The 20,038-nt window shown below is 52.6% G+C and carries 19 protein-coding genes and 3 pseudogenes; 10 read left to right on the top strand and 12 right to left on the bottom strand.

Annotated features, from left to right (window positions below; translation table 11 throughout):
• Nucleotides 1–149: 149 nt before the first annotated feature.
• Nucleotides 150–260, top strand: a pseudogene (locus ACLW56_RS23280) (benzoate/H(+) symporter BenE family transporter); the annotation flags it as partial.
• Here ACLW56_RS23280 and ACLW56_RS23275 read toward each other — a convergent pair.
• Nucleotides 240–1,112 carry an AraC family transcriptional regulator gene (locus ACLW56_RS23275; protein WP_330986032.1) on the bottom strand — a complete coding sequence of 291 codons (873 nt, stop codon included), beginning with the start codon at nt 1,110–1,112 and terminating at the stop codon, nt 240–242. The pseudogene ACLW56_RS23280 and the gene ACLW56_RS23275 overlap by 21 nt on opposite strands.
• 185 nt (nt 1,113–1,297) lie before the next feature.
• On the opposite strand from ACLW56_RS23275, the gene ACLW56_RS23270 reads away from it, so the two are divergent.
• The gene (locus ACLW56_RS23270; protein WP_330986031.1) at nt 1,298–2,206 is read left to right on the top strand and encodes a DMT family transporter; all 909 of its coding nucleotides are present in this window, start codon (nt 1,298–1,300) and stop codon (nt 2,204–2,206) included.
• Nucleotides 2,207–2,240: 34 nt separating this feature from the next.
• Here ACLW56_RS23270 and ACLW56_RS23265 read toward each other — a convergent pair whose 3' ends face one another.
• The 3 genes and pseudogenes from ACLW56_RS23265 to ACLW56_RS23255 all read right to left on the bottom strand — a co-directional run bounded on the left by ACLW56_RS23265 (nt 2,241) and on the right by ACLW56_RS23255 (nt 3,607).
• Nucleotides 2,241–2,909 (bottom strand): DUF3313 domain-containing protein, encoded by a 669-nt coding sequence (locus tag ACLW56_RS23265; RefSeq protein WP_330986030.1) that lies wholly within the window; start codon nt 2,907–2,909, stop codon nt 2,241–2,243.
• 407 nt (nt 2,910–3,316) lie between these two features.
• A pseudogene (locus ACLW56_RS23260) lies at nt 3,317–3,516 on the bottom strand (ABC transporter substrate-binding protein); the annotation flags it as partial.
• Nucleotides 3,458–3,607 carry a hypothetical protein gene (locus ACLW56_RS23255; protein ID WP_330986039.1) on the bottom strand — a complete coding sequence of 50 codons (150 nt, stop codon included), beginning with the start codon at nt 3,605–3,607 and terminating at the stop codon, nt 3,458–3,460. The gene ACLW56_RS23255 and the pseudogene ACLW56_RS23260, both read right to left, overlap by 59 nt.
• Before the next feature lie 93 nt (nt 3,608–3,700).
• Between ACLW56_RS23255 and pepT the strand changes: the two genes are divergently transcribed.
• Nucleotides 3,701–4,933, top strand: coding sequence for a peptidase T (pepT, locus tag ACLW56_RS23250; RefSeq protein ID WP_330986029.1), 1,233 nt, complete (start codon nt 3,701–3,703; stop codon nt 4,931–4,933).
• On the opposite strand, the gene tehB is transcribed toward pepT, so the two are convergent.
• Entirely contained in the window at nt 4,930–5,526 is a 597-nt protein-coding gene (gene tehB / locus ACLW56_RS23245) for a tellurite resistance methyltransferase TehB (protein ID WP_330986028.1), read from the bottom strand. The genes pepT and tehB overlap by 4 nt on opposite strands.
• Nucleotides 5,527–5,687: 161 nt before the next feature.
• On the opposite strand from tehB, the gene ydcK reads away from it, so the two are divergent.
• A complete protein-coding gene (gene ydcK, locus ACLW56_RS23240) occupies nt 5,688–6,668 on the top strand; it encodes a YdcK family protein (protein WP_330986027.1) in 981 nt (326 codons plus the stop codon).
• On the opposite strand, the gene rimL is transcribed toward ydcK, so the two are convergent.
• The 4 genes from rimL to ACLW56_RS23220 all read right to left on the bottom strand — a co-directional run bounded on the left by rimL (nt 6,660) and on the right by ACLW56_RS23220 (nt 11,275).
• A complete protein-coding gene (gene rimL, locus ACLW56_RS23235; protein ID WP_330986026.1) occupies nt 6,660–7,226 on the bottom strand; it encodes a 50S ribosomal protein L7/L12-serine acetyltransferase in 567 nt (188 codons plus the stop codon). The two genes, ydcK and rimL, sit on opposite strands and share 9 nt — an antisense overlap.
• Nucleotides 7,227–7,427: 201 nt before the next feature.
• Nucleotides 7,428–9,083, bottom strand: a complete 1,656-nt coding sequence (locus ACLW56_RS23230; RefSeq protein WP_330986025.1) for a glucan biosynthesis protein — start codon at nt 9,081–9,083, stop codon at nt 7,428–7,430.
• Nucleotides 9,084–9,319: 236 nt separating this feature from the next.
• Nucleotides 9,320–10,093: an ABC transporter substrate-binding protein gene (locus tag ACLW56_RS23225; RefSeq protein WP_330986024.1), complete on the bottom strand. Its 774-nt coding sequence runs from the start codon at nt 10,091–10,093 to the stop codon at nt 9,320–9,322.
• A gap of 12 nt (nt 10,094–10,105) precedes the next feature.
• The gene (locus ACLW56_RS23220; protein WP_330986023.1) at nt 10,106–11,275 is read right to left on the bottom strand and encodes a pyridoxal phosphate-dependent aminotransferase; all 1,170 of its coding nucleotides are present in this window, start codon (nt 11,273–11,275) and stop codon (nt 10,106–10,108) included.
• Nucleotides 11,276–11,528: 253 nt separating this feature from the next.
• Between ACLW56_RS23220 and ACLW56_RS23215 the strand changes: the two genes are divergently transcribed.
• Complete coding sequence (locus ACLW56_RS23215) at nt 11,529–12,425, top strand: HvnC protein (protein WP_330986022.1); 897 nt, start codon at nt 11,529–11,531, stop codon at nt 12,423–12,425.
• Between the two features lie 129 nt (nt 12,426–12,554).
• Complete coding sequence (locus tag ACLW56_RS23210) at nt 12,555–13,475, top strand: LysR family transcriptional regulator (protein ID WP_330986021.1); 921 nt, start codon at nt 12,555–12,557, stop codon at nt 13,473–13,475.
• On the opposite strand, the pseudogene ACLW56_RS23205 reads toward ACLW56_RS23210, so the two are convergent.
• Together ACLW56_RS23205 and ACLW56_RS23200 are read right to left on the bottom strand one after the other, a co-directional pair.
• Nucleotides 13,429–13,629 (bottom strand): annotated as a pseudogene (locus tag ACLW56_RS23205) (carboxylesterase family protein); the annotation flags it as partial. The gene ACLW56_RS23210 and the pseudogene ACLW56_RS23205 overlap by 47 nt on opposite strands.
• 106 nt (nt 13,630–13,735) lie before the next feature.
• Nucleotides 13,736–15,079 carry a VOC family protein gene (locus tag ACLW56_RS23200; protein WP_330986020.1) on the bottom strand — a complete coding sequence of 448 codons (1,344 nt, stop codon included), beginning with the start codon at nt 15,077–15,079 and terminating at the stop codon, nt 13,736–13,738.
• Nucleotides 15,080–15,505: 426 nt separating this feature from the next.
• Between ACLW56_RS23200 and ACLW56_RS23195 the strand changes: the two genes are divergently transcribed.
• The gene (locus ACLW56_RS23195; protein ID WP_330986019.1) at nt 15,506–16,432 is read left to right on the top strand and encodes a LysR substrate-binding domain-containing protein; all 927 of its coding nucleotides are present in this window, start codon (nt 15,506–15,508) and stop codon (nt 16,430–16,432) included.
• Between the two features lie 99 nt (nt 16,433–16,531).
• On the opposite strand, the gene cybB is transcribed toward ACLW56_RS23195, so the two are convergent.
• Nucleotides 16,532–17,062, bottom strand: a complete 531-nt coding sequence (cybB, locus tag ACLW56_RS23190; RefSeq protein ID WP_330986018.1) for a cytochrome b561 — start codon at nt 17,060–17,062, stop codon at nt 16,532–16,534.
• A 192-nt stretch (nt 17,063–17,254) separates the two neighbouring features.
• On the opposite strand from cybB, the gene gap reads away from it, so the two are divergent.
• From gap to tnpA, 3 genes are all read left to right on the top strand, one after another.
• On the top strand, nt 17,255–18,256 hold the full coding sequence (gap, locus tag ACLW56_RS23185; RefSeq protein ID WP_330986017.1) for a type I glyceraldehyde-3-phosphate dehydrogenase: 1,002 nt from the start codon (nt 17,255–17,257) through the stop codon (nt 18,254–18,256).
• 107 nt (nt 18,257–18,363) lie between these two features.
• Entirely contained in the window at nt 18,364–19,290 is a 927-nt protein-coding gene (locus ACLW56_RS23180; protein ID WP_330986016.1) for an alpha/beta hydrolase, read from the top strand.
• Nucleotides 19,291–19,471: 181 nt separating this feature from the next.
• On the top strand, nt 19,472–19,930 hold the full coding sequence (tnpA, locus tag ACLW56_RS23175; protein WP_330981770.1) for an IS200/IS605 family transposase: 459 nt from the start codon (nt 19,472–19,474) through the stop codon (nt 19,928–19,930).
• Nucleotides 19,931–20,038 lie beyond the last annotated feature (108 nt).

Genomic DNA, 20,038 nt, shown 5'->3' with positions numbered 1-20,038 from the left:
GATTTTTCCTCGTCACGTTATGAATTGTTATTAAGTCGTCGTATTTTGCCGCAGCCTGGTCTGCGGCTTTTTCTTTTGGATAGTGGATAAGGGAATGAAACAGGATGGTTTCATCTGAGCGGTTACTCAGCGTGGGAGGCTCTCCCTTCTTTCTGGTTACCGCCAGCGGCGTAACGCTTATGGGGGTGGGTTCAGCATTTTGGGGACTGGTGGCAGGCGACGTGTGCTTTAGCGTGCTGTCATTGGCTCGCCGCACGTAGCTGCGTGGGTGTCATACCGATGCTGCTTTTAAAACGATTGCTGAAATGACTTGCCGAGCTAAATCCGCAGGAAAGCGCGATGTCCGTCAGCGGCATAGCGGTATGACGCACTAATTGCTGCGCCTTTTCCATTCGCCTCTGCATCACATACTGGTGCGGCGCCATGTTCATCGACTGGCTAAACATTCTGGCAAAATGGTACTCGCTCAGCGTAGCCTGTTGGGCCAAATCAGCCAGCGTCAGCGGCTGTGCGAGATTCTCTTCGATAAACGCCAGCACATTACGCAACACGAACGGCGCAAGGCCGCCAGTGACTTTCGGCAGTTGCCACTGCACGTTGGTGTAATGCTGGATCAGATGTGTCATCAACAGCGTGCTGGCCGAACTGAGTGCCAGCTGGTTTGCCTGCTGCTGCCAGTCGCAGTCGAGCAAAAAATGGCGATACAGCGCGGTAATTTTGTCATCACTGGCGAACGTCTTTTCATCCAGGCGGAACGACGCCGGGCTGCGATCCCAGATTTTTTCGCCAATGTCGCGAAGATGCTCATCGGTGCAATAAAGGTGCACAAAGGAAAGGTTATCGCGGATATCCCAGCTGGATTCACTCTCTTTCGGCATCAGGCAAAAACGGTCCGGTCCTCCGCCGTTTTTCCAGCCGTGCGGCGTTTTGTGATAGCTCTCGTAGCCATCTGCCACATACAAACTGAGCGTGTGGTGGTCACTTTGCACCGTCACGGTATCGTTTTGATTAAACCAGGCCGCCAGCTGAATGCCGGAGTTTAACGCCACCGTGTCCCGCAGGACGGCGTTCTGTTGGCGCAAGGTTTCAAAAGTACCGTAGGTTCGGGGCATCGTGTTCGCTGTAGCAAAGGTTCGGTCAATCAGTGTATGAATTGTTATCCCCCCTTTCCAGCATTACTCCACCTGCGTCACAAAAAAATGCGCAAGAATATGCAACTGCACCGCAATCCCCTGCAAGCACGTAATGGCGGCGGCGTGCACACTTCACGTTATTGTCAGCGAAACTGAGATTAACGATGAACGTCCTTTTATATTGTCTGGTGGTGGTGATTTGGGGCACAACCTGGATTGCCATTTTTCTGCAGCAAGGCCCGGTGTCTGCTCCGGTGTCCATTTTCTGGCGCTTTGCGGTCGCCAGCATCACGCTGATGGTGGTGCTGAAACTGATGGGTCGCCTGCGCAAACTTCAACTGCGCGACCACCTGTTCTGCCTCATTCAGGGCTGCTGCGTGTTTTGCTTCAACTTCTGGTGTTTTTATACCGCCGCCAGATGGATCAACACCGGGCTGGAGTCGGTGATTTTCTCGATGGCGGTGCTGTTTAACGCCATCAACAGCTTCCTGTTTTACCGTCAGCAGCCGCCGGGCCGCTTTTATCTGGCCGCCCTTCTGGGGCTGATTGGCATCGTCACCCTGTTCTGGGACGATTTGCAGGCTAGCGGCCTGAGCAATGAACTGCTGATGGGAATTGGGCTCAGCGCCCTGGGGACGTATGGCTTCTCGCTGGGGAATATGCTGAGCATTCGTCACCAGCGCCGTGGGCTGGAAACGCTGACCACTAACAGCTGGGCGATGCTGTACGGCACGATGGTGATGGGCCTGATTGCCCTGTTCCGCGGGGACAACTTTATGCCTGAGCTGACATTCAGCTACATGGGCGCGCTGCTGTATCTGGCGTTGTTCGGTTCGGTGATTGCTTTCGGCGCTTACTTCACGCTTGTCGGGCGGATTGGGCCGGCCAACGCAGCTTACAGCACACTGCTGTTCCCGCTGGTGGCGCTGACGATTTCGACGTTCTATGAAGGTTATGTCTGGCACGCCAACGCGGTATTCGGCCTGGCGTTAATTTTGGTGGGTAATCTGGTGATGTTTGCCAAACCGGAAACCTGGTTTAAGCGGATGGCGTTGCGCAAAAGCGCAGCCTAAGAAAAGCCGGCGGCCAAAACCGCCGGTAAGTCTGTTAACTCTGTTTTGGGTCAAATTTCACGGCATCAATCGCCATTTCATCAATCACGGCTTTCAGCGTTTCCGCCGTCAGTGGGGTATTTTCGTTAGAGAGGTCTTTGCCCTCGCCTTTACGCACTACTTTCACCACCGGTTTATTCGTATTCGGGTCAATCAGTTCGCCTTCAAAATAGAGACTGGTATCCATAGTCCGATGCCCTGTCGCCATTTGAGTGCCCGCCACAATCAGCGCCACCGGTACCACTTCATAGAACTGCAACCCTTCTTTGCTGGAATCCACCCCGGTAATCGCGCCACGGAAAATCAGGCTGCGCGAGCCTGCCGTGGTGACCAGAGGTTTTCGTTCAGCAATCGCTTTTTGCATCTGCTGGTTGGTGTAGCTCAGGATTTGATCCAATGCCTGTTGCCCCACCTGGGTCGTCGGCTTTGGCACCGGATAATAAATAATCGGGTTATAAACCACGTTGTCAAAATTAGCCGGGTTATAGTCAGGATCGACCCAACGCAGTTCTGGTTTACCCGACGCTGAAGTGGTTTCTTTTAGATCTGAATATTTCTTGAGGAAGCCTGAATACTTCTCAGGTTCTGCGATTTTTGAAGCACATCCTGTTAACGCTAACAGGCCCGCAAGCACGGCGACGTTGAATAAAGTTTTGCTACGCATAAGATATCCCTGTAATTGCACAAGTGCGGCCTCCTTATAACAAAGTGACGTAGGAATTGTTGTAGGAAAAAAAGCGGTTGTACCACTTTCAGAAATTTATCAGATATTCATTAAGAACAATTTTCGTCCTGTTTTCGCTGACGCCCTATTGAAGTTTTTTCTACAGAAACCTGCCGGACTCAGAGGCTTCAGGCACCGAGGTAACCTTTTGTACAAAATCCTGCCCATAATCATCGCCCTTAAACAATCATGGCATGAATGTATTTTATTAAATCATAATTTAATTGAATATATAACGGGCGTACCGAATGCCAGAAATAACCGCATCGTTCAGATGAATGCAATAAATTAAATGTTTGCTTTGTAACAAATGACGCAATTTTATTGCGATAGATAAAAGGCATTATCACCTGCCAGAGGAGGTGTTTGCCGAACGGGTCGATTTCGTATCCTTTCACTTCTTTGCCACTGGTTCAAAAATCGTCGAATGCGCAATCATCACTGCGGGCATTTGGTCATTAATCGATTTGGCCTCATTAATGAGTTTATCAAACGGCGCATAACCCCCTTTCGCGGAGTTTGAGCCCCCGTTGGCCGACTGGCAGGTCAATCCACTTTTTCCGGCGTGCCCGCTTGACCGACGAGCTGACCGTCAACGCCAGCGCCGCCAGCGTCAGTGTTGTGAGTTTGCTTTTCATGTCCCTTTCCTGTTCTTATGGATTTAGCCTGCCATTGATAGCATCAAAAAATCACTGCAACCACCTGATATCACGAACAAAGAAGGAATCACTATGTCTTCACCGCTCGCCTGTCAATTAACCCAACGCTTCTTTCGCTACCTGGCGATCTCCAGCCAGAGCGAGGCCAACGCAACCACATTGCCCACCACCGCAGGCCAGCATGAAATGGCACGTGTTCTGGCTAATGAACTGAAAAATTTGGGGCTTGAGCACATTGAAATCGATGAGCACGCCACGGTAACCGCGGTGAAAAAAGGCACTGTCGCCGGGGCTCCGCGTGTCGGTTTTATTACCCATATCGATACCGTTGACGTCGGATTGTCGCCGCATATTCATCCACAAATTCTGCGTTTTACAGGTGCTGATCTCTGCCTGAATGAAGAAAAGTCCATCTGGCTGCGGGTTGATGAGCACCCTGAAATCCTCGCCTATCCCGATGAAGAGATTATCTTCAGCGACGGTACCAGCGTGCTCGGCGCGGATAACAAAGCGGCAGTCACAGTGGTGATGACGCTCCTCGAAAACCTCAGCGCAGAACAGCGCCACGGCGACATTGTGGTGGCTTTTGTTCCTGATGAAGAAGTTGGCCTGCGCGGGGCGAAAGCGCTGGATATCGACCGTCGCTTCAATGTCGATTTTGCCTGGACTATCGACTGCTGCGAACTGGGTGAAATTGTGTATGAGAACTTCAACGCTGCCGCCGCAGAAATCCGTTTTACCGGCGTGACGGCGCACCCGATGTCGTCTAAAGGCATTCTGGTCAACCCTTTGCTGATGGCTACCGACTTCATCAGTCAGTTTGATCGCCTGCAAACCCCTGAGCATACTGAAGGCCGCGAAGGCTACGTCTGGTTTAGCGGGATGGACGCGGGACAGAATCAGGCCATTTTACACGCCAATATTCGTGATTTTGATTTGCAAAGCTTTGAGCGTCGTAAGCAGCAGATTGGCGAAGTGGCGAGTAAGATTGCCGCCGCGCATCCCACGGCGAAGGTGGAGTATCAGATTAGCGAGACCTACAGCAATATCAGCAATGCGATTGGCGAGGATCGCCGTGCTATCGACCTGATGTTTGAAGCGATGGAGAGCCTCGGGATCACGCCAAAACCCACGCCAATGCGCGGGGGCACAGACGGCGCGGCGCTGTCTGCGAAAGGGTTACTGACCCCGAACTTCTTCACCGGCGCGCATAACTTCCACTCAAAATTTGAGTTTCTACCGCTGAAATCGTTCGAGGCCTCTTATCAGGTCGCCTTGCAGCTCTGCCTGTTGGCCGCCCGTTAAGCCGGTTTACGGGCGAGCATCGTGGCAAAGCGCAGCTTGATGCGATTGCCTTCGGCGTCGGTGCGGTGTAACTCACCGACGTCTTCGTTATAGCGATCGAACGCCCAACCCTCGTAATAGTTTTTCAGTTCACCCTCTTTAAAGGCAAACGGGAAACCGACGGTACACGGGTAATCTTCGGTGTCCATCGCCGCGACAATCAGGTTCCAGCCGCCTGGTTTGGTGCAGCGTTGCATGTTGGCAATCAGACCCGGAATAGTGTCAGCTTGCAGGAACATCATCACCACGGTGGAAAGAATAAAATCGTACACGCCGTCAAAGCTCAGCGTGTTGAGATCTTTCTCCGCCGTTTGCAGGTTTTCCAGCCCCTCTTTCTGCCGGATGGACTCCAGCGTGCTGATGCTCATGGGATTCTTGTCCCAGGCCGTCACATCAAAGCCGTTAGCGGCCAGATACAAGCTGTTGCGGCCATTCCCGCAGCCTAAATCCAGCGTTTTTCCCGATGCAACTTTGGTTGCCGCATGCAGCACCTCGGAGTGTGTGCGAGTCAGGCCATACTGTTCAGTGAAGTAGTGTTCATCCCGGCGAGTCATGAAGGGTCCTTGTGTCGTGTAAGGGTTTGACGTTCAACGCGGAGCCGTTATTTGTTTAATCGTTCAACTAAATTTGAATATGTATTTTAAAGGAACCTTTCCCCCTGCGTCACGGAGATTCTTTGCTACGTTTATGTTAATCCCCCGTAATGAGAAAGCCGATGAACAAGTACCGTCTGAGTGAGGCTTCCCGCAACTACACCTGGCAGGATGACACTGAGAGAAAGAACGTCACGCTCTGGCAAATCATCGCCCTGCGCGATTTCGCTGATGTCAAAGCGGGCAGCGCAGGCGGCTGGGTGGACAGCGAAGCCGCGCTAAGTCAGCAAGGTGACTGCTGGATTTATGATGAAAACAGTGTGGTGTTTGCTGACGCCTGTGTCAAAGACAATGCCAGAATCACGCAGCCCTGCACGCTTTCACATGGCGCTATCGCCGAAGGAAATGCCTGGCTGGACAATGCCGCGGTCACGCATCAGGCGCGAATAAGTGACAATGTCACCGTTCAGTGTTCGCGCGTACGCGGTGAATGTCACCTTTTCGGCGAGGCTCGCGTGCTCAACGAAAGCGATATCATCGCGGCTAAAGGGCTGACCAAAGACGCGACCCAAATTCTGCAAATCTACGATCGCGCCACCGTCAGCCGTTCACGCATTGTGCATCAGGCACAGATTTACGGAGATGCCATTGTCGACCAGGCCTTTATTGAGCATCGGGCGGAAGTGTTTGACGCGGCGCTGATCCAGGGCAACGAAGAGAACAACGTCTGGATTTGTGATTGCGCCAAAGTGTATGGCAACGCCCGCGTGGTGGCCGGAAGCGGTGAAGACGCGATCCCGACGCTCCGCTACAGTTCTCAGGTGGCGGAAAACGCCGTCGTCGAAGGCAACTGCGTGCTGAAACATCACGTGCTGGTCGGGGGTCACGCCTGGCTGCGCGGCGGCCCTCTTTTACTGGATGACAAAGTGCTGATTGAAGGCCATGCGCGCATCAGCGGCGATGTGGTTATCGAACATCGCGTTGAAATCAGCGGCAATGCGGTGATCGAAGCTTATGACGGAGATGCTATCCACGTCCGCGGGCGCAAAGTGATTAACGGCGAGGAGCGTATTACCCGCACGCCGCTGCTCGGTTCACTCTGATCCCAAATCAATAATACGGGCATAAATATTCTGATCGTGATACTGCCCGTTCAGATATTCCGCCTGCCGCAAACACCCTTCCAGCGAAAAACCATTTCGCAGCGCCACCTGGTTGCTGCGCTCATTGGCGACCCGACATTTGATCACAAAGCGCCTGACGTCCCCCTGATCGGCGTAATACTGCATAAACGCCTGCAACGCGGAGGAAAGAATGCCCTTGCCCTGCTTGTCCTCATCCAGCCAGTAACCGATATACCCCGCCTTATTCAGTGGCTCAATCGAGTTAAATGACAGCACGCCGATCACGTCGTCATGCTCAACAATCAGGAACATTTTGGCGTAGCCACGCTGATGCAGCAGCCGGTTGCTGAGCATATTTTGCCGGGTGTCGTTTTCGCCGCCAACAAACTGCGGCCAGTTCAGTGATTCCTGCAACCAGTGGCGGTTCTTGAGAATCAACTGGTGCAACGCTGGAACAAAACGTTCATCAGCCGCATGCAGGGTGACGGTCTCTGACACCCTGATTGTCTCGTCCTGTAGCGGTTTGTCGTCAGTCATAGATGCTCCTGGTCTCATTCGTTCACACTAAAATAAAGCATTCTGCCCCTGTTTTTGCGGCCCAAACGGTCGAAATACGCCGTGTAGGCGTTGGGACGCATCTTGCTTTACTCCTTATTTATAATGAAAAAGCCGGATAGCGCTAACGCTTATCCGGCCTACCATTTAATCGTCAGGCCATTACGCCCGAGGATAAATCTCTTACTTCATCACGCGGTCATCAACGTAATTACGTTTATCCGGCGCTGGCGGGAAGTACTGATACAGCCAGGTTTCGCTGATCGCATCACCCTGGCAGCGCAGGAACATGCGCATGTCCACAGGATCGGTGGAGTCATTGGTCGGATACCAATCAAACAGGATGCGGTAGCCGTCAAACGGTTCAACGTACAGGATTTCAACCTGCTTCGCTTCGCCGTTAGAAAGGGTGATAACCGGCTCGATACCCTTCGGCGCAGCAGCCTTCAGATCGCCGCCCACGAAATCGATAGCAAAACGACGCGCCCATTTTTCCGGATAATGCTCACCCGGAGCCCAACCTTCAGGGAAACCGCCCATACCGGTGCGAGTTGCCATTACGCGAGCCAAAGGTGAACGTACTGGCGGCTGCGCGGCCCAGTACAGGCGATATTTGAAGTCGAGCTGATCGCCCGCTTTCACCGCTTTTTTCGGTTCCCAGAAGCAGACGATGTTATCCAGCGTTTCACCGGTTGTCGGGATTTCCATCAGCGACACCGCCCCTTCGCCCCACTGGTTACGCGGTTCAACCCACAGGCTTGGGCGTTTGTTGTACCAACCCATTACGTCCTGGTAGTGGCTGAAATCGCGGTCCAGTTGCAGCAGGCCAAACCCGCGTGGGTTTTTATCCTGGAAAGCGTTGAACTGCAGCTTTTGCGGGTTATTCAGCGGACGGCAGATCCACTCCCCGTTCCCACGCCACATCGCCAGGCGATCAGAGTCGTGGATTTGCGGGTGAAGGGTGTCGCACATGCGGCGTTCATTGTTGCCACAGCTGAACATGCTGGTCATTGGCGCGATGCCCAACTGCTTGATGTCTTCGCGGGCGTAGATGTGATTTTCCACATCCATGATCACCTGCGTTTCCTGGCAGTTGATGGTGAATTTATACGCGCCGGTCACGCTGCGGCTGTCCAGCAAGGCATAAACGGTAAACACCGTTGCGCCCGGCTTAACGGTTTCAAACCAGAACGAGGTGAAATCCGGGAACTCTTCTGGGGTGTCGGTAAAGGTGTCCACAGCCAGACCACGCGCGGACAAACCGTACTGATACGTGCTGTCTACTGCGCGGAAGTAGCTCGCGCCAAGGAAGGCGACGATATCGCGGCGTGCCAGTTCTGGCGCTTTAAACGCGCGGAAGCCTGCGAAGCCGAGATCGGTCTGGCCTTCTAGTTGTTTGGTATCAACGCCCGCATCGTTGTATTTAAACAACTCAGGGCGGAAGTGAATCTCACGCGCCTGCTGCGAAGCGGAATCCAGCGAGAACATACGCACGCGGCGACGGAAGCCCATGCCCACGTGGAAAAACTGAATATCGAGCTGACGATCGGGAATGTTGTTCCACAGCGACTGTGATGCATCGTACTGAATGGCGTTGTAAGCCTGCGGCGTCAACTCTGCCAGCGTTTTTGGCAGATCTTTGGGGGCGCCACCCCACGGCTGGCGGGATAAATCATGCGCCATGGATTGCAGGACGGAGTAATCAAAACGGCGGGTCTGACCATCGGCAATCGCCGAGTCGTCGGCCATCGCGGCTTTCGAAAAGAGAGTGGCGAGTCCGGATGTAGCGCTCACCGCGGCTACAGCCATTGAGGATTTGATAAAGTGTCTGCGGTTCATGCCTGAGTCAGCGTCCTTCTATGATGATCGACTTCGCTAAGATGCGCCCACTCTAGACAAAAACGGCGGATAATCCAATTGTTGGCGGTACAAATTCCGAACAAACCGGAAAATAAATTATTACGATCAGAAGTGACTGATTCCGGGTGTAAAAGTGCGTAAATCCTGCTCAATCAGCAGCAACAAAAAAGCCCCGGACGACGACATCATCTCCGGGGCCAAAGCAGCACTCGTTGTTATTTTACGCTGACGTCGATACCGGGGAAGTATTCCGCCGCAAGCTTTGTGATGGTGCCATCGGCGCGAACTTTGTCGATGGCGGCGTCGAGTTGTTTTTTGCTGGCTTCATCGCCTTTACGCAGGCCGAAACCAATGCCGCTGCCAAGAATGGTGTCATCGGCGACGGGCTTACCAATAAAGCCAAACCCTTTGCCCTGCGGCTTGCTGAGGAAACCAGCCTGCCCGGCGGCAGACATCACCAGCGAGGCATCAATACGGCCATTCAGCAAGTCAGCCCACGCCATGTTCTGGTCTTTGTAGGACACCACCGTTACGCCGTGTTTTTCCCAGTGTTCTTTGGCATAGGTTTCCTGAATTGAGCCTTGCAGCACGCCAATGGTTTTGCCCTGCAACCCTTCCGGCGTCGCCTGCATTCCGCTGCCTTCTTTACCGACTAACTGCGAAGGAATACGGTAAATTGGCTGAGTGAAATCGATGCTCTTGCGGCGCTGCTCGGTGATGTTCATCGCCGAGTTAATGGCATCGAATTTTTTCGCCACCAGGCCTGGGATCAGGGAATCAAAGGAGCTTTCCACCCAGCTGCATTTCAGCTGTGCAGCCTGGCAAATCGCATTGCCTAAATCGATATCAAATCCTTGCAATTCACCGGCGGAATTGCGGCTCTCAAACGGGGGATATTCTGCTTCTACGCCAAAACGCAGTGTACCCGCCGCAAAAGAAGAGAGTGAGCAGAACAGGCCCATGCCCAGAATCAGTGCTTTACCTTTCATCGCCAACGCCCCTTAACGTGGTTTTACCTGACACAGGGCCGCAGCGCCTGCCCGTAATGTGGCCTCATCCTTCGCAAAGGAGAGACGAATAATTTTATTGTCCGTGCCGTCGGTATAAAACGCCGACAGCGGGATCGTGGCGACGCCATGATCGACGATAAGCCTTTTGACCATCTCGCTGTCGCTTTCATTACTGAAATGGCTGTAGTCCGCCAGCAGGAAGAAAGAACCGCGGCTTGGCAGCAGTTTGAACGGTGATTCAGCCAGCAACGTTTGCAGCAAATCACGTTTGCGCTGGTAAAACGCCGCCAGCGACAACCAGGTTTGCGGGTCATTCATGTGCTCGGCAAACGCATGCTGCATCGGGGTATCGGCAGAGAACATCAAAAATTGATGCACTTTACAGATTTCATCCATCAACTCAGCCGGCGCGACGCAGTACCCAACACGCCAGCCGGTCACATGGTACGTTTTGCCAAAGGAAGAGATTATCACGCTGCGCTCCGCCAGCTGCGGATGCGTCGCCATGCCGTGATGCGGTTCACCGTCGAACACCACGTGTTCATACACTTCATCGGAAAGAATCACGATGTCGGTATTGCGGGTCAGGTTCGCCAGCTGTTGCAGATCGTCTGCGCTGAACACCATGCCGCTTGGGTTGTGCGGCGTATTCACGATGATCATTCTTGTGCGTGGCGTAATGGCCGCTCGCACTTCATCCCAGTCCACCTGGAAATCTGGCACCGTCAGCTTAATCGCGACAGGCTTTGCGCCCTGCAAACGGACAATCGGCGCGTAGCTGTCAAATGACGGTTCGAAGTAAATAACTTCATCACCAGGATGCACGAGGCCGCTTATCGCCGAATAAAGCCCTTCACTGGCGCTGGCGGTAATCAGTACTTCGCTGTCCACGTCGTAACGTGTGCCGTACAAATCGGCAATTTTATCGGCGATGCGCGCTTTCAGCGGGCGCAACCCTGTCATTGGCGCATACTGATTATGGCCCTCTTCCATGGCACGCGTGACGCCAGCCACTAAGCGCGGATCACAGGGAAAGTTCGGCGCACCCTGGGAGAGGTTAATCGCATTATGTTGAGAGGAAAGCTGGCCGATGACGGTAAAGATAGTCGTGCCTACGTCGGGCAGTTTGGTGCGGGTTTTCACCGAAGAGCGCAGAGTCATTGCTAATCCTTTCTCAAAAAATGTGCATAACTATTCAATCGAAAGCCCAGCAAAACGACAATCGAATTGTTGTCATATTAGCCATGAGAAAAATGCATGGCTAGTGCTTTAGCGGCCTGTTTAATTTATATATGGTTACACGACAATAAATCATTCGGCCCAAAATAACCGTTACCAGGCAAAAATGAGTTAATTACGCTTTTTTATTTAGTTAATACTGCTTCTGATTTTTTAATTTAACGAAGGAGCAGTCATGTTTAAGATCATTGCAATTACTTTTATTAGCTTATTATTTTGCACCCATTCTTATGCACAAAATCACCAGGAGACTCGATATAAAGCAGGAAGCTCAGGTCCACAAATTGCTACGTACCTGAATGAAGATTACAACACAAAATCGGAAAATTGTGGTTCAACCTCAGAACCCGCATTTTTATGTTCTGGTGTAATGATCCGCGCCGCATTACCTGGCACCGGCTATCATGTTTGGGATCCCAGCCCCTCAGCTCAAACCACGGGTGGGATTTCATTTTCTTACCTTAGAGTGGATGATAACTCTCTTCAGTTTGTTCATAATGAAGCCAGTGGTTTTATTTTCTATCCTTACTTTTATGCCCCTACGGGTATGGACACCAATATTGACGTCCTGTGCTCCTTTCCACTCGATGCTGATACTGTTAACAGAGGCAACAAAGGCTGCGGAACACATACTGGAAACTATCCAACGAGTGGCCCTTGCCAACCGCAAGGCATTATGACTGCGCAACAGTGGTATGCAAATGGAACATCTATGGATGGTCAGTGTGGTTTTGATGTCAGCGATGCGAGTTCCTATAATACAGCCGATGCTTTTATTCAATCAATCAATGCACGCGCACTTTTAACTGAAAGTCAGCGCAGTGAGCAAAATGAAATTCGGTTGAAAACCTGGAGTGCAAATATGCAGGACACCTTACCCGTGGAAGCTTTCTGGTATATTGAAGGCGATGTAGATGCGCTAACAAATGCACAATATAACCAGACCGATTTTTATGATTCAACAACAAACCACCTTGTTGTCCCTGTTATTATGGTGACACCACCATCATCTACCTCCGGAAGCTATGTCTTCACTTACCGTGATGAAGACCAGGCCGTTGTTACACATTAATTATCATTGCCTCCTTTCAAGAAGCCTGCTTGCAGGCTTCTTGACTGCTTCGGAAGGATAATTCTTCTGAAGAGCAGGATAGAAACTATGTCATACTTACTATGATGAAATTGCATAGCTGGAGTCTGCATGCCACGTAGCCAGTTACCCCTGAACGCTATCGAAACCTTCCTCGTCACCGCTCGTCACCTCAATTTAACGCATGCGGCCAAAGAGCTGTGCCTGACTCAAGGCGCAGTGAGCCGCAAAATTGCCACTCTGGAAGCGTGGTTTGGTTTTCCGTTATTTGAGCGTCTGGCGCGAGGATTACGCCTGTCTCCGCAAGGCAGCGCGCTTTATCCGGAACTGATGAGCTCATTTCATCAAATGGTGATGGTGGCCGAACAGGCTCGCCAGCAGCAAACCGTGGTTCGCCTGAAAGCGCCCACCTGCGCCATGCGCTGGCTGGTGCCAAAACTGGTCGAGATTGAACAACGTTTTCCGGAGATGCAGATTGCGCTCACTACCACCACCGAGCATTCGGTCAACTTTAAAACGGAACCGTTTGATGCCGCGATTGTCTTCGGCTCACACCTGAATGCAGGCGATCTGCTTTTCGAAGAAGCGCTTACCCCGGTCATGAGCCATCGTCTGGCGGAGAATTCTCAGTTTTCAGGCATGACGTTTTTGCACCCCACGCGTGACAAAACAGACTGGTCGATATGGCTGGCGCAATTAGCCACGCCGTTACCGTCTGCTATGCAAAAAAATCAACACTTCGACACCATGGATTTAGCCATCACGGCGGCGATTCAGGGCTTTGGGGTCGCCATTGCGGACGAAACGCTGGTGCAGGAAGATTTGCTGAGCGGCAGGCTCGTGCGGCCTTACGCGCTCAGCGTGAAAACCGGAGCCAGCTACCGCCTGGTGGTTCGCGAAGGGTCTGCGAAAGCTTCCGGTTTGATGCAGTTTCGCGAGGGGCTGCTCAATCCAGCGTCACGTGATGACGCATTACCCGACGAAACAGCGACATTACGCTGCGAGCACCAGCGGATCCACCCAATAAAGTGACGTTGTCACCATCACGGCCAAAGGCGGCGATATTTTCCTGCACCCATTTCAGGGCGGCAATCTGATCCAGCAGCGCAAAATTGCACACCCGCTCGTCTTCTTCCCCTTTCAAAGCCGGATGAGCAAAGAACCCCAAATGCCCAGGTCGATAATCTTCGCAGATACCCAGCAGGTCGCCCTGCCGGGTATGCACCAGGGGTAAAACGGGAGTTTGCATACGTGCGATCCTTTCTCTGCAAGGCTCCCAGCGTATTCAGGTTTTACAGTAACCCGCAACGGCGTTTGCTGCGTTCCTCTGCTGCCTGATAGAGCTGAAATTCATCCAGCACCGCACAGCCCAGCGCGGCTTCAAAGGCGCTTTTACTGGAATTGCCGTGGCTACGCGCCTGCGTTTCGTTCCCCAGATTGGACTGGAAAATGCCTGCCGCGCTGACCGGCAGGAAATCTTCGTAGGTGATAGGCTGCGCAACCAGCCAGCCACGCTCAATCAGCGGCTGCGGGTCATCGCCCGGACGAAACACCTGACGATGAGCTTCCCCGGCTGGCGTCAGGCGGTAGCGGAAATAGGCCAGTTCCTGGCGGCGTAAAAACATTTCGCTGTCCGGGAAGCCTTTAAACATCTCCGCAAGATGATGCTGATGGCTGACGTTGTCTTTGCCAGTGCCCGCTTCCGTCAGCAAAGAGTCATACAGTGCGCGCCCTTTGGGGGTCAGCGCCACACCACGCTGTTCAATTTCACCAAAGCGCGCCGAGTGCGTTCCAGGGTGTTCGCCTGCAAACAACACCGGCTCTTCCAGAGCTTTAAAACTGGTCTGACGCAGCAGAATTGGCACTTCGCGGCGCGGCGGGCCTTCAATCAGGATCTTCGGCTCGATACCGTATTCCGGCATCAGCTGTTGCACGCGGTCGATATCCAGCGTGCGCGGCGTCAGGTGGTTAATGTGGCAACCGGGGAAGCACACCACATCCGCAATCAGCCGATGTTCATTGTGCAGCGCCTGATAGGTTTCCAGATCGACCGTGGCATGGCGATGCCAACGGAACGTTTCCAGCGCTTCGCGCACAAACTCTTTGGCCTGCGACGCGGTAAAGCTGTCCTGCTCTTCATGCAGTGCGATCAGCTCGCGGCAGCGAGGCGTAAAAATATCGCGCTTCGCCAGAATGTCGGCGGCTTTCGCGCGCAGAGTGAGATTTTCGATGAGTTCCAGGCGCAGCAGTGAAGTAAACACGCGGAAAGGATTGCGAGCCAACGCCGCATCCTCCACCGGGCGAAATGCGGTGGAATGCACTGGCACGCCCGCCTGAGAGAGATCGTAATAGCTGACGGGATACATGCCCATGATCGCAAACATCCGGCGCAGCGTAGAAAGCTCTTCTGCAGAACCTACGCGGATCGCGCCATGACGTTCGACGTTAAGGCGCGCCAGTTCGTCGGCGTTCGCCAGTTGTTCGTGTAACTGCGGATACTGTTCCAGCACCGCCAGGTTTACATCCGCCACAAGTTCCATCAGCGTGCCGTACTGTGGAACTTCCTGCTGGTACATCGCTGACATAGCCTGCGAAAAGTTTTCCCGAATCTCATCAGCCGTGATGGTGTTCGCCATGATGTCATGTCTCCAGTGAATATTACCTGGAGTGTACATAAGCCATTTGCCGTCGGGAGGAAGAATTTCCGAATTGTGATCGCGGATAACCTCCGCGATTTCCCCCTTTTTTTGGGCAGGCAATAACCTGCCGTCATGGGAAAAACCACATAAATTCACTTTTAATTAACAATATGATTACGCACCCTGCCAGGGGTCAATCCGGCACAATGCCAACACAGAACAACGCCCGCTTTTGCGCCTGACTATAAAACCAACGTACTTCACTCGCCCTTCCGGCAGCGTCTGGCTGCCGGGGTTTCACTGTGTATTCCATAACCACATGTCACTCAATCAGCTATTGTGTTAATAATATTTTGCTAGCAAGTTATCAAAATTAAACAAGTTGTCTTGTAAACCGCTCTGTTCTGTCTTTAACATCCGGTTATGGAAAAAAACGGTCTCTTCAGTCAGCGCATTCGCTTGCGCCATTTGCATACCTTTGTCGCCGTCGCTCAACAGGGAACACTGGGGCGCGCGGCGGAAACGCTCAATCTCAGCCAGCCTGCGCTGTCGAAAACCCTCAATGAACTGGAACAGCTTACCGGCACACGCCTTTTCGATCGCGGGCGTATGGGCGCTCAGCTTACGCTGGTTGGCGAGCAGTTTCTGACCCATGCGGTGAAAGTGCTGGATGCTCTGAATACCGCAGGGCAAGCGCTGAATCGCAAAGAAGGCATCAGCAATGATGTGGTGCGAATTGGCGCGCTGCCCACGGCGGCGTTGGGTATTTTGCCTGCGGTGATCGGTGAATTTCACAAACAGCAGAAAGATATCACCCTGCAAGTGGCGACCATGAATAACACCATGCTGCTGGCAGGCCTGAAATCCGGAGAGATTGATCTGGGTATTGGCCGGATGTCCGACCCGGAGCTGATGAGCGGCCTGAACTATGAATTGCTGTTCCTGGAGTCGCTAAAACTGGTGGTACGCCCTGACCATCCGCTGTTGCAGGAGACGGTCACGCTCAGCAAAGTGATGGAATGGCCGGTGGTAGTTTCGCCGAAAGGCACGGTTCCGCGTCAGAATGCGGAAGCGCTGCTGATGAGCCAGGGCTGCAAAATGCCAGCAGGCTGCATTGAAACGCTCTCTGCGTCGCTCTCTCGCCAATTAACAGTGGATTTCGACTACGTGTGGTTTGTGCCGTCTGGTGCGGTGAAAGATGATTTACGGCGCGGCACGCTGGCGGCGTTGCCTGTTACCACTCAGGTGGCGGGAGAACCGATTGGCATTCTGACGCGGGTTGATTCGCCGCTTTCGACGGGTGCGCAGACGCTGTTAAGTGCCATTCGTAAATCGATGCCGGGGAGTTAACTGATCTCGCTGCTGGTGTTGTAGGCCCGGCAAACGCAGTGCCGCCGGGCAACAATTGCCGGATGGCGCTACCGCTTATCCGGCCTACAAAAAGACGCCCTACTCTTTTTTACGCGGCATCATGCGCAGCAGCGTGTTGTCCTTCCAGAAGTAGTGATGCATTAACGCCGCCAGGGCGTGCAATCCAATCACGTAATAGCCAATATTCGCCAGCAGGACGTGATACTCCTTCAGATTATCCGCCAAATCGAAATTGGCCTCTGCCGCATGCGGCATGGTTATACCGAAGGCAATCCACGGATTTCCGCGGTTGTACATCATCACCAGGCCGATTATCGGCAGAATAATGAACAGCAGATAAATCACCAGATGGCCTAAATGCGCCATGCCGGTCATCCATGGCTTGGGTTTAGGCACAATCGGCGGCGACTTCTGTTTTAGCCGCACCAGCAGACGGGCCACCATCAGCACCAGAATCGAAATGCCGCAGGAGACATGGACCATGTTGAAATACGGCCGATAGCTGCGTGGGGAAAATCCACGCAATTCCATTGCGCAATACGCGCCGATAACCAGCAGAAAGACCAGCCAGTGAATGCCAATTTGCAGGCCCGAGTATTTTTCTCGCATTGTGATTTCCGCTTTAAAACTGTGAGAGAGTTAACATAGCGGCCCAGCCTTAAAAATTCATTAACTTTTCTGTATAGATTTTCAAACCGTTAGCCGCGACTTCACATTGAACGTTTGCCCAATCGGACCGGTTGGTCTAAGCCTGGAGGAGTTTATTCACATCGTGATTGAGCCTCTCACAGGAGATACATAATGAGTAAGATGGGTATTAATGGGTTTGGTCGTATTGGTCGTCTGGTGTTGCGTCGTCTGCTGGAAGTCAAAAGTGCGCAGGAAGTGGTCGCCATCAATGACTTAACTTCGCCGAAAGTGCTGGCCTATTTGTTAAAGCATGATTCCAACTACGGCCCGTTCCCGTGGAGCGTCGATCACACTGACGATGCGCTGATTGTCGACGGTAAAAAAATCGCTGTTTATGCCGAAAAAGACGCGAAAAATATTCCGTGGAAAACAGCAGGTGCGGAGCTGATTGTCGAATGCACCGGATTCTATACCTCCACGGACAAAGCCCAGGCTCACCTCGATGCCGGAGCAAAAAAAGTGCTGGTCTCCGCCCCTGCTGGGGACATGAAAACCATCGTGTTTAACGTCAATGACGATACGCTGGATAGCAAGGACACCATCATCTCGGTGGCTTCCTGCACCACCAACTGCCTGGCACCGATGGCGAAAGCGCTGCACGATGCGTTTGAAATTAAAGTCGGCACCATGACCACCATTCACGCCTATACCGGGACACAGGCGCTGGTTGATGGCCCTCGCGGTAAAGATTTGCGCGCCTCGCGTGCCGCCGCAGAGAACATCATTCCGCATACCACTGGCGCGGCGAAAGCCATCGGCCTGGTTATCCCTGATTTGAACGGCAAGCTCAAAGGCCATGCGCAGCGTGTGCCAGTGAAAACCGGCTCAGTGACGGAACTGGTATCGATTCTGGGTAAAAAGGTCACGGCCGATGAGGTAAACGCCGCGCTGAAAAAAGCCACCGACGGCAACGAATCGTTTGGCTACACCGACGAAGAGATTGTCTCTTCCGATGTGATTGGCAGCCATTTCGGTTCAGTCTTTGATGCCACACAAACCGAAATCACGGAAGTGGGCGACTTGCAATTGGTGAAAACCGTATCGTGGTATGACAACGAATACGGCTTCGTTACCCAGCTGATTCGCGTGCTGGATAAGTTTGTAAAACTGTAAGCTCCCCGGCGGATGGCTTGTCCATCCGCCTCACACTTCCTGCCCCTTTTTCAACCCCCTTATGCTCGCTGTGCTACAACTTCTTTTTACCCTTAAGGAGTCACGACATGAGCACATTCAACCCGGACGAACTACTTCAACTCATGGCCGAAGCGTCACGCAAAGCAGCCAGCTTTTCTGTCTGGCCGCAAGGCGAGGCTCCCGGTGCTAAGGCAAGTGCGGCGCGGTTTGCGCTGGAAGAACAACACACAGGCTCGTCGGCCTGGGATCGTGCCGTCACAGGCGTGCGTGCACCGCAAATCACCGTGTATGCTCCGGCAGAACCCAATGGTGTCGGTATTCTGGTTACGCCCGGCGGTTCTTATCGCCGTGTGGTGCTGGATAAAGAAGGCAGCGCCCTGGCACCGTTTTTTAACGCGCGGGGTTATACCTTGTTTGTGATGACATATCGTTTACCCGGTGATGGGCATGAAGAAGGTGCCAATGCGCCTCTGGCTGACGTTCAGCGAGCGATGAGAACGCTGCGAGCCAGAGCAAAAGAGTGGCAGCTTGACCCGGACAAACTGGGTGTCATGGGGTTTTCTGCCGGAGGTCATGTCGCCGCAAGCCTTGGCACACGTTACGAAGAACCCGCCTATATTCCGTTTGATGAGACAGACACCCTTTCCGCTCGCCCGGCGTTTATGGCGCTGGTGTACCCTGTCATCACGATGGTGTTCGATAACAGTCATCCCGGTTCACGGGAAGAATTAATGGGCACGCAACCGAGCGAGCAACAAATCAGCCACTATTCACTCGAACAACGCGCCAGTATGACTACGCCACCAACTTTTTTGCTGCATGCCGTCGACGATCCCGCGGTAAAAGTGGAGAACAGCGTGGTGATGTTCACTGCATTGCATCAGCTTGGTGTGCCTGTGGAAATGCACTTATTTGAACAGGGGAAGCACGGCTTTGGTATTCGGGATGCACAAGGGCTGCCGGTGTCGGTGTGGCCTGAATTAATGATGAACTGGATCGAAACCAAAGTCTGAAAGTCAGGGCATAAGCTCAGTCTTATGCCCTGCTTTTTGTGCACAGAAAACCCCCAGCTAGGCTGGGGGTTCAGTAAAGCTTTCAGCTTTGAGTCGGTTCTAAAAACCCCTTTTGATTTGTTAAAACAGGTTGCGGTCTGGCAACTGCAAACATTCAACAAGAAATCAAAAGGGGGTCCCAATGAGGGACGAAAAGAGCTTAGCGCACACCCGATGGAACTGTAAATATCACATAGTTTTTGCGCCGAAGTACCGAAGACAGGTGTTCTACGGTGAAAAACGCAAAGCGATAGGCAGTATCTTAAGAAAGCTGTGCGAATGGAAAAACGTGAATATTCTTGAAGCGGAATGTTGTGTGGATCACATCCACATGCTTCTGGAGATCCCGCCGAAAATGAGTGTATCGGCTTTTATGGGGTACCTGAAGGGCAAGAGTAGCCTGATGCTTTATGAGCAATTTGGGGATTTGAAGTTCAAATACCGTAACAGGGAGTTTTGGTGCCGAGGGTATTACGTTGATACGGTTGGAAAAAATACGACCAGGATACAGGAATACATAAAGCACCAACTGGAAGAGGATAAAATGGGTGAGCAGTTGTCGATCCCCTATCCGGGTAGCCCGTTTACGGGCCGTAAGTAATCCATAGATGCAAATGTCAGATCGTGATGCGCCTGTTAGGGCGCTGCTGGTGACAGAGCCTTATAGGCGCATATGAAAAACCTCCGGCTATGCCGGAGGATATTTATT

The organism is Pantoea sp. sgz302252 (assembly GCF_047713085.1).
Lineage (GTDB): Bacteria > Pseudomonadota > Gammaproteobacteria > Enterobacterales > Enterobacteriaceae > Scandinavium.
The sequence above is the reverse complement of the archived record's forward strand: the minus strand, read 5'-3'. Positions and strand labels throughout refer to the sequence as shown.

Bases quoted from the DNA above. Each gene is read 5' to 3' on its own strand.
- ACLW56_RS23210 (WP_330986021.1), top strand. From the start codon at position 12,555: ATGCCACGTAGCCAGTTACCCCTGAACGCTATCGAAACCTTCCTCGTC.
- ACLW56_RS23215 (WP_330986022.1), top strand. From the start codon at position 11,529: ATGTTTAAGATCATTGCAATTACTTTTATTAGCTTATTATTTTGCACC.
- ydcK (WP_330986027.1), top strand. From the start codon at position 5,688: ATGAACAAGTACCGTCTGAGTGAGGCTTCCCGCAACTACACCTGGCAG.
- ACLW56_RS23225 (WP_330986024.1), bottom strand. From the start codon at position 10,093: ATGAAAGGTAAAGCACTGATTCTGGGCATGGGCCTGTTCTGCTCACTC.
- tnpA (WP_330981770.1), top strand. From the start codon at position 19,472: ATGAGGGACGAAAAGAGCTTAGCGCACACCCGATGGAACTGTAAATAT.
- ACLW56_RS23230 (WP_330986025.1), bottom strand. From the start codon at position 9,083: ATGAACCGCAGACACTTTATCAAATCCTCAATGGCTGTAGCCGCGGTG.
- gap (WP_330986017.1), top strand. From the start codon at position 17,255: ATGAGTAAGATGGGTATTAATGGGTTTGGTCGTATTGGTCGTCTGGTG.
- ACLW56_RS23275 (WP_330986032.1), bottom strand. From the start codon at position 1,112: ATGCCCCGAACCTACGGTACTTTTGAAACCTTGCGCCAACAGAACGCC.
- ACLW56_RS23270 (WP_330986031.1), top strand. From the start codon at position 1,298: ATGAACGTCCTTTTATATTGTCTGGTGGTGGTGATTTGGGGCACAACC.
- ACLW56_RS23255 (WP_330986039.1), bottom strand. From the start codon at position 3,607: ATGAAAAGCAAACTCACAACACTGACGCTGGCGGCGCTGGCGTTGACG.
- cybB (WP_330986018.1), bottom strand. From the start codon at position 17,062: ATGCGAGAAAAATACTCGGGCCTGCAAATTGGCATTCACTGGCTGGTC.
- rimL (WP_330986026.1), bottom strand. From the start codon at position 7,226: ATGACTGACGACAAACCGCTACAGGACGAGACAATCAGGGTGTCAGAG.
- ACLW56_RS23195 (WP_330986019.1), top strand. From the start codon at position 15,506: ATGGAAAAAAACGGTCTCTTCAGTCAGCGCATTCGCTTGCGCCATTTG.
- ACLW56_RS23180 (WP_330986016.1), top strand. From the start codon at position 18,364: ATGAGCACATTCAACCCGGACGAACTACTTCAACTCATGGCCGAAGCG.
- ACLW56_RS23220 (WP_330986023.1), bottom strand. From the start codon at position 11,275: ATGACTCTGCGCTCTTCGGTGAAAACCCGCACCAAACTGCCCGACGTA.
- tehB (WP_330986028.1), bottom strand. From the start codon at position 5,526: ATGACTCGCCGGGATGAACACTACTTCACTGAACAGTATGGCCTGACT.
- ACLW56_RS23265 (WP_330986030.1), bottom strand. From the start codon at position 2,909: ATGCGTAGCAAAACTTTATTCAACGTCGCCGTGCTTGCGGGCCTGTTA.
- pepT (WP_330986029.1), top strand. From the start codon at position 3,701: ATGTCTTCACCGCTCGCCTGTCAATTAACCCAACGCTTCTTTCGCTAC.
- ACLW56_RS23200 (WP_330986020.1), bottom strand. From the start codon at position 15,079: ATGGCGAACACCATCACGGCTGATGAGATTCGGGAAAACTTTTCGCAG.